This is a genomic window from Nisaea sp. (genome assembly GCF_034670185.1).
In the GTDB taxonomy this organism is placed as follows: Bacteria; Pseudomonadota; Alphaproteobacteria; order Thalassobaculales; family Thalassobaculaceae; genus Nisaea.
Genome location: NZ_JAXMNY010000001.1, coordinates 444,986 through 456,579 on the forward strand (window position 1 = coordinate 444,986; position 11,594 = coordinate 456,579).

The window sequence follows — 11,594 nt, forward strand, 5'->3', positions numbered from 1 at the left end:
ATAGCAAAGATCTGGTGGTGCGAGTGGCGATCAACAGCATGACGGGTTATGCCCGTGTCGAGGGAACCCATGACGCTGGAGACGGCGCCGCGCAATGGCAGTGGAGCTGGGAGGTCAAATCGGTCAACGGCAAGGGCCTCGATATCCGCTTCCGCCTGCCCGGCGGCTTCGACGCGCTGGAGATACCGGCGCGCAAACTGATCGGCACAAAACTCGGTCGCGGCTCGCTTTCGGTGTCCCTGATGCTCTCCCGACAGACAACGTCCAAGGCGCTGACGGTGAACCGGGAGCTGATCGAGCAGATCCTCGACCTCCAGACCACGCTTGAGGCCGAGGGCAAGATCTATCCGTCCCCCCCGCGTCTCGACAGCCTGTTGTCCGTACGCGGCATTCTGGAGACGGAGGAAGAGCCGGCGCAGGACCCGGCGCATAAGGAAGCGCTGATCGCGGCGCTTTTGGCCGGACTCGAAACGGTGCTGAAGCCTCTGTCGGAAATGCGCGGTGAGGAGGGCGTCCATCTTGGCACAATGCTGACGGCCCATCTCGACACGCTCGCAGGGCTCTCCAAGGCGGCCAAGGATACGGCGGACCTGCAGCCAGGCCAGCAGCGTGAGCGGATGAAGCAGCAGATCGCCGAGATCCTCGAACAATCACCACCTGTCTCCGAAGAGCGGCTGGGCCAGGAGCTGGCACTGCTGGCGACCAAGGCGGATATCCGCGAGGAAGTCGACCGTCTGGACGCCCATGTCGCGGCCTGCCGGGACCTGGTGAGCGCCGGTGGCGTGATCGGCCGGAAGCTCGATTTCATCTGTCAGGAGCTGAACCGGGAGAGCAACACGATCTGCTCCAAGGCGGCTTCCCTTGCGCTCACCAATATCGGCCTTGAGCTGAAATCGACGGTCGAGCAGTTCCGCGAGCAGGTTCAAAACGTCGAATGAGCATGTCTGACGAATTTTATCCCGATATGCAGCGCCGTGGCCTGATGCTGGTGCTGTCTTCCCCGTCCGGTGCCGGCAAGACCTCGATTTCCCGCCGCCTTCTCGAAACCGAGGACGAACTGACCATGTCCGTCTCGGCCACTACACGGCCCCGGCGGCCGGGGGAGGTCGACGGCGTCGATTACCACTTCATCGACCAGACCGAGTTCCAGTTGATGATCAACCGGGGCGAGTTCCTGGAATACGCCAAGGTCTTCGACAATTACTACGGCACGCCGCGCGGCCCGGTGGACGATGTTCTGAGCGGCGGCAAGGACGTGCTGTTCGATATAGACTGGCAGGGCACCCAGCAGGTCGCCGACGCCGCCCGTGACGATCTTGTCAGCGTCTTCATCCTGCCGCCCTCGACCCACGAGTTGGAACGCCGCCTGATGGGCCGCGCGCAGGACAGTGCCGAGGTTGTCGCTCAGCGCATGTCAAAGGCTGCGGACGAAATCAGCCATTACCGTGAATACGATTACATCATCGTCAACCGCGATCTCGACGAAAGCGTCGAGGCAGTCCGCGCTATCCTCACCGCCGAACGCCTGAAACGCGACCGGCGGCTTGGGCTGACGGATTTCGTGAAGTTGTTGAGGGAAGGGCGTTAGGCCGCACCTTCGTTCATAGATCGCAACGGTCCGCGTTCAACTGCAGGTGAACAGCGATGACGTCCGTCTGGTGCCGTGGCTGTCTGCAACGGCGGACCTGCTGACGGGAGAGAGACGGGTGCTGGAATATATACTGCAGCCCGGCTGAGCTATGCGAGCGAATGGGGGCGGGAAGATGGTTGATGTATTCAGCAATATTATGGATTTCATTTTACATTCGAGCGGTAAGTCAATACTTCATGTATTGTTCGTTATTATGTTTCTATCAGTTATATTTTTTCCTAATAAGGTAAATATTTATTCTTATAGAATGTTGGAGAGGAAGTATAAAAATAAAGGTGCGACAGTTGAGGAAATAAATTCTTACAAAAAATTTTATTGGATGGGCCAATTAGTAGTTATGACCGTCATTTCTTTTCATCTGTGGAATTGAGGAGGCATATTCTTTAGTGCCCCAATCGTCATCCCGGACCCCGATCCGGGATCTCCCGGCGGCAGGCCGGGCTTGGTGATCATGAAGATCCCGGCTCCCTGGCCGGGATGACGTCTTTTCTGCCGGCCGGAGAGTATGGCTGGCGATCTTCCCCGGAGGATACCGTCGGCTGCCGGGCAGACGGCTGAAGCTCCCGCGTAAACGCCCTCAGGCCGCCCCGCTGCTGACCTCGTTCTCCAGATCCTCAGGATCGTAAAACGCGTTCCACGGCCGTGTCGTGCGTGGCGGGTCGGCCAGGACCGGGCGTTCGAAGTCGAGGGTCAGGTTCGGGTTGTAGAACGGGTCGTGCTCGCAGTCGGTCGCCCAGCGTTCGCGCATGACTTCCGCCTCGCGGTTGAAGCGGGCTTTCTTCTCCGGCGCCTCGTCGTCGCCCCGGCTGACCGACTCGTAATGGTACAGTTCGGCATAGGGGGTCCAGATGATGCGGTAGCCCGCATGGCGGATCTTCAGGCAGAAATCGGAATTAAGGGGACACACGACTTAATTCGATGAGATCCTGTTGTCCCGGTTTTGCTAAATTTGGCTCTGCCAAAAATCAAAGACGTGCGCGTGTGCACCTCCAATTAAGGGGACACACACACCTTTTTTCCGAACGTGCCATGCCGGTGTCATGAGGCGGAGGGGACGGAATTAAGTCGTGTGTCCCCTTAATATTCGGTAGTTCACGTCCCTTTGACTTAATTTTATATATTGTACTGATAATTTAAATTTTAAGAAGAAGTGGTGACGTCTCCGTAAACATCAAGGAAAAACTTCATCGTTTCTGATATTATGCTGGGGTTTGGATGTCTTGGGTGTCCGGGCCATGACATGTATTTGTTCGGTCCTCCGAAGCTTGGGGGAAAGTGAATGTTTGACCATCTTACTATTTCGAACGACGGCCAATAAATAACATCATTTTGAAATTTGTTTTTCGCTTCTTCAATCGCGAGCCGTATCGTCGATTTCGAAAGAAAATCATCAACAAAAACATTTTTCTTTAAAAATGTCGCATGAAGGGGGATTGGGGAAAGTGTGATAAATATTTTGCAATTAGTATTTATTTTTTTTATTTTATTTATGATGCTTTCGATATTTTTAGCGTTTTCTGAAACAGTTGTCATTATTCCATTTGAATTTTTCCCCGGTTTGTTTTGAATCTCCCCTGTTTCTGGGTTTATTAATACAATAGATACACCAAAAGTGAGTATAATGATTTCGGCATTTTGAATTTTATGTTTAGCTTCTTCGAATGAATTTTTTCGTAGTATTTTTGATATCCATTCTCGATTTTTATCTGTTATTGTTTCTTGCGTAAGTAAATCGATAATGGCTTTGTTAGCAAATGTATTGTTAAAATTTTCTGATATATCAAAGTGATCACAATTAGTGAGGCCTAATTTTATTAGTGATTCAATTATATTTCCTGCAAAGCAAGACCCTTGCGCTAATATTTTCGAATCTTTTCTTATGATTTTTTCTGATTTTTCAGCGTAATCAGAAAATGCTGTTCTTATGAATTTAGGAAAATTTGAAAAATCGTCTATGTTTTGTGGGTACTTATGTGGCCTAGGAAGCATTATATTTCTTCTTTGAATCTAATTTCGCAAAATCAAAGAGGCACATTACTTAATATAGCCCATCGTAATTCTTTGCTATCTCGATTTCAAACCCATGACAAGTCAAGAATGGGCGTGCGTTTCCCACTCTCTATCTGACAGATTTCTGCCGCTTCGTAGCGTGGAAGCGCCTCTAGCTCAGTCGTCTTCCATCTCGATATAGTCGTTCCACGGGCGCAGTGCGCGCGGCGGGTCTGCCGGTGACGGTTGCTCGAAGTCGAGGGTCAGGTTCGGGTTGTAGAACGGGTCGTGTTCGCAGACCTTGGCCCATCGCTCCTGCATATATTCGGATTCCGCATTGAAGCGGGCCCGCTTGTCCGGATCGGTATCCTCGCCACGGGAATTTTGGGGACACACACTTTAATTGCACAATCGTCATCCCAAACCGTGATCAGGGATCTCTCGGCGGCAGGCCGGGTTTGATGATCTTGAAGATCCCGGCGCCCCGGCCGATCTCAAGCATGAGCGCCCTCAGGCCGCCCCACTGCTGACCTCGTTCTCCAGATCCTCAAGATCGTAAAACGCGTTCCACGGCCGTGTCGTGCGTGGCGGGTCGGCCAGGACCGGGCGTTCGAAGTCGAGGGTCAGGTTCGGGTTGTAAAACGGGTCGTGCTCGCAGTCGGTCGCCCAGCGTTCCCGCATGACTTCCGCCTCGCGGTTGAAGCGGGCTTTCTTCTCCGGCGCCTCGTCGTCGCCCCGGCTGACCGACTCGTAATGGTACAGTTCGGCATAGGGGGTCCAGACGATGCGGTAGCCCGCATGGCGGATCTTCAGGCAGAAATCGACGTCGTTGAAGGCGACGGCCAGCTTCTGTTCGTCCAGCCCGCCGACCTCCTCGAAGATCGCGCGCGGTACCAGCAGGCAGGCGGCGGTCACGGCGGAGAAGTTCTGAACCAGCATGGCGCGGCCGAAATAGCCCCGGCTTTCCCGGTCCAGCCGCTTGTCGAAATGCCCGGCAACGCCGCCGAGTCCGACGATCACGCCGCCATGCTGCAGGGTGTCGTTGTCGTAATAGAGCTTGGCCCCGACCGCGCCGACGCCCGGCTGGGTCACCTGGCGGACCATCTCGGACAGCCAGTCCTCGTTGATCGGCTCGATATCGTTGTTGACCAGGCCGATGATCTCACCGGTAGCCAGCCGCGCCGCGTCGTTGTTCAAGCGGGAATAGTTGAACGCGCCGTCATCCCGGTGCACCCGGATGCGCGCGTCTTTTTCGATCTCGCGGAAATAGTCGAGGGTCTCGTCCTCGTCGCTGCCATTGTCGACGACGATGATTTCCCAGTTCGTGTAATCGTTCTTCGAGCGGATGCCCTCGACCGCGTCCCGCAGCAGCTCGACCCGGTTGCGGGTCGGGATGATCAGGCTGACTTTCGGCAGGGTCTCGGGCAGGTCGTAGATCACCCGCTGGCTGTAAACGTCGCGGCCCTGCACCACCTTGCCTTTGATGGCGCAGCGGTCGAGATGATCCTGGATGGCCCGGAGCGATGCATCGCCGGTATAGGTCTTCTCGTCCTCGGCCAGCGCGGTCGAGCCTTCGGCCGCGCGCCAGTGATAGAGCACGTGCGGGATGTGCCGGATATTCTCCGGTTCGGTCTGTTCGATGATCCGCAGCGCCAGATCGTAATCCTGGCTGCCTTCGTAGCCCAGCCGGAAGCCGCCGACCTTCTCGACCAGCGCCCGGCGATAGACTCCGAGATGGTTGATCAGGTTCTGGCCGAGGAACATGTCCGGGGCCCAGTCGGTCTTGAAATAGGGTGCGAAATAGTCGCCGTTCCCGTCGATCTTGTCCTCGTCCGAATAGAGGATGTCCGCGTCCGGATGCTCGTTGATCTCGACCGCCATCATGTAGAGCGCGTGCACCGTCAGCTCGTCGTCATGATCGAGCAGGGCGATATAGTCGCCGGTCGCCAGTTCGAGGGCACTGTTGGAGGCGGCGGAGATATGGCCGTTCTTCTCGCGCCAGGTCACCTTGATCCGGTCGTCCTCGGCGGCGAGCCGGGCGAGGGTGGCTTTCGTCTCCTCCGAGGTCGAGGCATCGTCGGCGATGCACAGCTCCCAGTTCTCGTAAAGCTGATCGCGGACGGATTTGACCGCCGCTTCCAGCAGGGCCGGTGGCGTGTTGTAGGTCGGCATCACGATCGAGATCAGCGGCTGGTGCGAGAGTGCCTTGATATGGCGCCTGATCGCGGTGATGTCGTCCGGGCCGAGCTGGGCATAGGTCTCGTACCAGTGGGTGTAGCTGGCCAGCGGGTTTGTCGCCTCCCGGGCGAGGCCCTGCCAGAGGGCCGTCCCGTCCCGCTTGCGCACCACTTCGCAGAGGCGCTCGAAAACCCGCTTGCGGGTGTCGCGGTCGCTGGCGATCTGGCGCAGCCGGCGGGCGAGCACGGTGAGGCCGAGTCCGATGCGGCTGACCTCGCGGATGCGGAACGACTTGATCTTGAACGGGCCGACGAAATGCACCGGATCGAGGCGCAGGGAGAAGACGTGGTTCGGCAGCCGGACGATGGCCCGGCCGAAGCCGTTGCGGGTCGGCGGCAGGCGAAACCGGTTCGCTTCCTCGAAGCCCTGTCCGGTATCCGCGAACAGGAACGGCGCGGCGATGCGGTTCGCCTCGATCTCGTAGGTGATCTCGACCCAGCCCCGCGGGAAGAACCGCCAGGGAGAGGCCAGCACCAGCTGGGGATTGGGTTTCAGGGCCCGGAACTTGTTGTCGCCGAGCGGCTCCGCGTTGACCGGGCCACTGACCGTCATGTCGTGGGTCATGACGCGGACCGCACCGAGGCTCCGGAGCGCGATGCGGGACAGGCCGCGGAACGGCCGTGTCAGGCGCCAGGACCAGGTCCGGGCGATGAACTGGATTTCCCGATGCAGCCGGGAATTCTCGATCCGCAATTCGCTGATGGTTTGCCGCTGCGCCTCCAGCCCGGCATCGAGTTCTCTCGACAGGCTGGCGATCTGGGCGTCGCGCTGCACCAGCCGGGCGTCACGCTCGATCAGGCGTGTTTCGCGTTCCTCGACGCGGCTGAGCTGTTCCGTCGCCCAGGCTTCCCGCTCGGCCAGCTTGCGGTGCAGGTCGACGATCTCCGCGCGCTGCTTTTTCTCGCGCGGCGCCCCTTCGGCGACGATATCGTCGAAATAGCTGCCCGCCTGATCGAGGTCGCGCGCCACCATGTCGATATCGGCAAGGGCCGCTGGGTCCTGCGGGTCCTGTTCCAGCGCGCGGCAGGCGGCGAAGACGCGGCCGGTCCAGCGGGCGAGCGTGGCGGAGCCGTAAAGCTCGGTATCGTGAAAGGCGAAATGGCGCAGGCCGGGGCGGATGAATTTCTCGATCTCGGCGCGGGACTCGTCGGTGACCTTGTCGAGCGGCAGACCGAGCTGTTCGGCAAGGCCTTCGACCGCCGGCTGCCAATCCTGCATCAGGGCATCGTAGCTGACGAAGGCGCGGCGCTTGCCCCGTGTTGCCCGCTCCGCCTCGATCACATGCCGGAGCCAGAGCACCATGCCGCGGCCGTTCGAAAGACCGTCGCGCTGGTGCAGGGAGCGGACGACCTCGAGCGGATGCCGCTGCATGATGATGTAGGCGGGTTCGGCGCCCAGCTCTTCGATGACCGGATCCCAGAGCGGCATCAGTCGGCACATGCGCGGGTCCTTGATGCCCCAGAGCGGCGCCGTGCCGAAATCGGTCTTCAGGAAGGCGAGGATCTTCTCGCGCGCGGCCTGCGCCGCCTCCGTCTCCGTCCAGCCGTCCGGCAGGGCGCGCGGGTCGTCCCAGAACATGTCGAACGCGACCAGCAATTCCTCGTTGGTCACGACGGCGCCCAGATGCTCCCAGAACCCGGTCTCGTTATTGCCCTCGGCCGGCGGCAGCAGATTGTCGCTCAGGTTGACCCCGAGGATGTTGCAGACACGGGTCAGTGCTGACGTGCCGCTCCGGTGCATGCCGAGAATAACGACTGCTGTCGGTTTGCTTGAGGTCTTGGGTTTGGATGCCATGGATCTGGGACTCGTCGGGTGAACTTCGTTCGCGGTTCGCTTGGTCGGTCGTTTGGATATCACAAACGGTGTGGTTCGGCGATGTTGCCCGGCCCGGTCCGGCGCGACACAGGACAGTTCGGCTCAGGATAGGTAACCGAATCTTTCCAATGCGTCGGTGGCCTTCTCCGTCAGGGCACGCGCTTCGTCTTCCGGCAGGCTGCGCCATCGGCCGACGGAAGAGGGTGTCCGGATCACCGAATCGGCTCCGGCGCCGACGCGCCCGGCGAGGGCAGGCTCGATGCCGCCATTGATCAAGGCACCGGCGAGAACCTTTCCGGGCGCGGCACAAAGGTCTTCGAATCGGATGCGCATATAGCGGCTGCCGAGTTCCCGCTCGCCCCAATCCGCTACCTGACTGTTGGCGCGCGCCCAGAGCTTGATGGCAAATTCCGGAGTGGCGTCGCCATAGGCCTCGCCGAACAGGGCTTCATAATGTTTGTTGGGCTGATTCTGGTTGTCGCTCAGCGCCATGTCGCGCCCGTCGCGCACCAGATGCAGGAAGCTCATGCCCGGGCAGGCCGCGGCAATAATCGGGAGGATGTACATGCTGCGGGGATTCTTCCAGCCCCAATGCCCGGCCTTTTGTGGCAACTCGGCGGTGTATGTCTTCAGGGCCACCTTGAAACCGCGTTTCGCTGCTGTGCGTGTTCCGTCGGACAACTGGTCTAGCGCGTAATCGAGAGAACGGGTTTCCCGCAGAACCGGATTGATGATCTCGTCCAGGAAAGGCTCGAAATCCATCGCGTCGCCGGCATGATTGAGCCGGGTGCCGACGAAAAAGCCGGCCTCCGCCAGTGCGCCATGCAGGGCCCGGGTTCCGGACCCGCCTGTGGCGCCGATCAGCAGGGGCGCACTCGTGTCCTGGCGAACGAAAAACCTGTCGATAATCTTGTCGAGCACACTTGCTCCGGCCCCTTCAAGGGCTGTCGGTTGATTGTGAGGTGCCTAGATAGGGCAAGGCCAAGCTCTTAGCCAAGATGTAAATTACGCCTTCACCTGTGGAAAGCGATCCGATATAAGGCCAATAGGCCAAACCGCACACGAAATTGTGGATTTTCGATCGATGGGCAAGTATCTCGACGACCTTTGGAACGACCTTGAGCAGACTTGGGATCTCGCCATGCAGGTGAATGATCTTTCCGAGCAAGAGCGCTCTGACGTGTCGGCTGCCTGGGAAACCTACTTCAAGCCGGCTGAACTGGTTGACGCCGCGAGGACCGAAGGCGAGGGCGTAACCCCGCCGACCAAGGTGTTCTGCACCAATATCTACGGTCTGCAGTACAATCCGGAAACCAAATACTGGGTTCCGTTCCGTCACGGCGATATCGACCTGGCGAAATTTACCGAGGATTGATCCTCAAGGCCTGCAGGGTTTCGTTCCAGCAGGCCTTTTTTGACGGTAAATCAATAAACAAGACGCTCAACTTCATGTTTCGCATCGGCGAATCATGTATGGTATTGATAGTTTTCGAGGCAAAAGCCGCACAAGTTGAGTTGCGTGGCTTCGATTGGATATTCGATACCGAGGTGATTCAATGGCAGGGGCGGATCAGCCCGTAACCGTAAATCGGTTGATGCGAGCCTGCTACACGGCCTTGATGTCGGCTGGCATTTTCAGTTTCGCCGTCAATATGCTGATGCTGACCCTGCCGGTCTTCATGTTCCAGGTGTTCGACCGGGTGCTGGCAAGCCGCAGCGAGGCAACGCTTTATCTGCTGCTTGGTATTGCCGCGTTCACGCTCTGCATCCAGGCGTCGCTTGATACGATTCGCGCTTACGCCTTCGTACGGATCAGTGGCTGGATCGACCGCCGTATCGGCCCCATCCTGCTCTCCTCGATCATCACCGATGCGCTCGATCGGGGCAGCCAGCCGAACAGTAACCCGTTGCGCTCGCTCGGAACGCTCCGGATGTTCCTCACGGGACCCGGTATGCTCACCATGCTGGATTTGCCGTGGGTGCCGGTTTTCATGGCCCTTATTTTCTTTATCAATCCGCATATGGGGGTGGCGGCAATAGGCGGCGCTGTTGTCATGCTGGTGCTCGGCATCGTTAACGACCGGATGACGCGGCCGGCACTCAATGCGGCACAGGAGTTCTCCTCCAAGGCCTATTCGGCAGCGGAATCCGCTGTTCGTAATGCGGCGGTCGTCGAGAGTATGGGGATGCGCCGGAACGTCATGGCGCGCTGGCATCGGGAAAACGAAAAGGTTCTCACCCTGCAAGGGCGGGCAAGTGATCGTGCCGCCATCCTCAGTTCGATGTCGAAGTCCGCACGGATGCTGATCCAGATGGTCATCATGACCGTCGCCGTCCTGCAGATCATCGATCCGTCCGTCGACATGACGCCGGGCATGATGATCGCCTGTTCGCTGATCCTCGGGCGCGCGTTGCAGCCGGTTGAGATGGGAATCAGTCAGGCTCGCCAGCTGGTCGATGCGCTGGCGGCGTACAAGAGTATCGAGACGGCGCTGGTCAATGCCCAGTCCGGCATGCACCGGATGGAACTGCCGGCACCGAAAGGGCATCTGGTTCTGGAGAATGTCGGATATCAGCCGCGCGGTGCGCCACGGCCGATCCTTCAGCGCATCAGCCTTGAGGTCAAGCCGGGTGAGGCGCTCGGCGTCGTTGGTCCGTCCGCTGCCGGAAAGTCCACGCTGGCGCGTCTTATCGTAGGGGTCGAAAAGCCGCATGTCGGGCATGTCCGGCTAGACGGTTCCGATATCTTTAATTGGGATACGGGGAGCCTCGGCAAGCATGTCGGCTTCATGCCGCAGGATATCGAGCTGTTCGGCGGATCCGTCGCGGAGAATATCGCGCGTCTCGATGCCGATCCGGATCCGGAGAAGGTGATCGATGCGGCGAAACTTGCCGGTCTGCACGAGTTGATCCTGCAGCTGCCCAATGGCTATGACACCGATATCGGCAATGCCGGTGCAATCCTCTCCGGCGGCCAGCGGCAGCGTGTTGCGCTTGCCCGGGCGCTTTACGGCGACCCGTCTCTCGTGGTCCTGGATGAGCCGAACTCGAACCTGGATTCCAAAGGCGATGAAGCGCTTGCGAATGCGGTTAATGTCCTCAAGGAGCGCGGCGCCACCGTCATCATGATCACGCATAGGGTCCAGACCTTGGCGAACATGAATCAGTTGCTGGTTCTGCAGGATGGCATGATCAATAAATACGGCTCCCGCGATGAGGTGCTGGCGAGTGCCGGTATGGGATCGGCTTCTCCCTCTGGCCCCCCTCCGTCGTCGGGTGGGGCCAATCCGTCAACTGCACAGCCGGCTCCTGCAAAACCGGCTCCGGCCAAGGCTGAAGCTGGGACGCCGGAGGTTGAGCGCCGTCGCATGCCGTCACCGCCGCAGGCTGGACCGGGGCCGGCACTGCGCGGCGTGCCCGCCGCAGCGAGTTTACCGCCACCGCCGCGCGTGCCCGAATTGCCCTCGGCACGCCGGGCCCGTTCCGGCAAGACGACGCCGCCGACCCTGCAGCCGGGTACAGGCCATGGCGTTCGGCCGCAACTCGGTCAGGGGTCGGCCCAAGCTATGGAAATTCTGGCGGCCCGACCGTCTGCCGGATCTGGCGCTCCGACGTCACCCAAAGAATCTGACGATTCAGCGCCAATGATACGGCCGCCGAAAATGGAAGCGACAGTGCGCCTGCAGCCGCCGCCGGCCGGGCCTGCTCGCCCTGCGCCGAAACCGGCGAATACGCAGGAACCGCGCGCCGCGAAACCTGTTGAACAACCGTCAGTCCCCCGCCCGCTCTCGCCGCCACCGCCGGCGAATGCCCGGCCGGTCGCGGCCCTCAATATCGCGGACATACAGTCCATTTCGGGACGTCCCCGTGCCAAGCAGTAAAACGTCGGAAGGGGGTGCCA

9 protein-coding genes are annotated in these 11,594 nt (G+C 59.3%); 4 read left to right on the forward strand and 5 right to left on the reverse strand.

Annotated elements, in window-relative coordinates; genetic code table 11:
* Positions 1 to 23: 23 nt before the first annotated feature.
* Both VOI22_RS02070 and gmk read left to right on the forward strand, forming a co-directional pair.
* Positions 24 to 938 carry a YicC/YloC family endoribonuclease gene (locus VOI22_RS02070; RefSeq protein WP_323794935.1) on the forward strand — a complete coding sequence of 305 codons (915 nt, stop codon included), beginning with the start codon at positions 24 to 26 and terminating at the stop codon, positions 936 to 938.
* A gap of 2 nt (positions 939 to 940) precedes the next feature.
* Positions 941 to 1,588 (forward strand): guanylate kinase, encoded by a 648-nt coding sequence (gmk, locus tag VOI22_RS02075; RefSeq protein ID WP_323794936.1) that lies wholly within the window; start codon positions 941 to 943, stop codon positions 1,586 to 1,588.
* Positions 1,589 to 2,228: 640 nt separating this feature from the next.
* Here gmk and VOI22_RS02080 read toward each other — a convergent pair.
* The 5 genes from VOI22_RS02080 to VOI22_RS02100 all read right to left on the reverse strand — a co-directional run bounded on the left by VOI22_RS02080 (position 2,229) and on the right by VOI22_RS02100 (position 8,614).
* Positions 2,229 to 2,558: a hypothetical protein gene (locus VOI22_RS02080; RefSeq protein ID WP_323794937.1), complete on the reverse strand. Its 330-nt coding sequence runs from the start codon at positions 2,556 to 2,558 to the stop codon at positions 2,229 to 2,231.
* Between the two features lie 233 nt (positions 2,559 to 2,791).
* Positions 2,792 to 3,640 carry a GSCFA domain-containing protein gene (locus VOI22_RS02085; RefSeq protein ID WP_323794938.1) on the reverse strand — a complete coding sequence of 283 codons (849 nt, stop codon included), beginning with the start codon at positions 3,638 to 3,640 and terminating at the stop codon, positions 2,792 to 2,794.
* Between the two features lie 177 nt (positions 3,641 to 3,817).
* Complete coding sequence (locus VOI22_RS02090) at positions 3,818 to 4,036, reverse strand: hypothetical protein (RefSeq protein ID WP_323794939.1); 219 nt, start codon at positions 4,034 to 4,036, stop codon at positions 3,818 to 3,820.
* A 114-nt stretch (positions 4,037 to 4,150) separates the two neighbouring features.
* Positions 4,151 to 7,672 carry a glycosyltransferase gene (locus tag VOI22_RS02095; RefSeq protein ID WP_323794940.1) on the reverse strand — a complete coding sequence of 1,174 codons (3,522 nt, stop codon included), beginning with the start codon at positions 7,670 to 7,672 and terminating at the stop codon, positions 4,151 to 4,153.
* Positions 7,673 to 7,795: 123 nt separating this feature from the next.
* The gene (locus VOI22_RS02100) at positions 7,796 to 8,614 is read right to left on the reverse strand and encodes a sulfotransferase (RefSeq protein WP_323794941.1); all 819 of its coding nucleotides are present in this window, start codon (positions 8,612 to 8,614) and stop codon (positions 7,796 to 7,798) included.
* A gap of 163 nt (positions 8,615 to 8,777) precedes the next feature.
* On the opposite strand from VOI22_RS02100, the gene VOI22_RS02105 reads away from it, so the two are divergent.
* Together VOI22_RS02105 and VOI22_RS02110 are read left to right on the forward strand one after the other, a co-directional pair.
* Positions 8,778 to 9,068, forward strand: coding sequence for a hypothetical protein (locus VOI22_RS02105; RefSeq protein WP_051284644.1), 291 nt, complete (start codon positions 8,778 to 8,780; stop codon positions 9,066 to 9,068).
* Between the two features lie 181 nt (positions 9,069 to 9,249).
* Positions 9,250 to 11,574, forward strand: a complete 2,325-nt coding sequence (locus VOI22_RS02110; protein WP_323794942.1) for a type I secretion system permease/ATPase — start codon at positions 9,250 to 9,252, stop codon at positions 11,572 to 11,574.
* Positions 11,575 to 11,594 lie beyond the last annotated feature (20 nt).

What these genes read in the sequence shown, in the direction of transcription:
- gmk (WP_323794936.1), top strand. Translation starts at nt 941, where the DNA reads ATGTCTGACGAATTTTATCCCGATATGCAGCGCCGTGGCCTGATGCTG.
- VOI22_RS02085 (WP_323794938.1), bottom strand. Translation starts at nt 3,640, where the DNA reads ATGCTTCCTAGGCCACATAAGTACCCACAAAACATAGACGATTTTTCA.
- VOI22_RS02095 (WP_323794940.1), bottom strand. Translation starts at nt 7,672, where the DNA reads ATGGCATCCAAACCCAAGACCTCAAGCAAACCGACAGCAGTCGTTATT.
- VOI22_RS02105 (WP_051284644.1), top strand. Translation starts at nt 8,778, where the DNA reads ATGGGCAAGTATCTCGACGACCTTTGGAACGACCTTGAGCAGACTTGG.
- VOI22_RS02110 (WP_323794942.1), top strand. Translation starts at nt 9,250, where the DNA reads ATGGCAGGGGCGGATCAGCCCGTAACCGTAAATCGGTTGATGCGAGCC.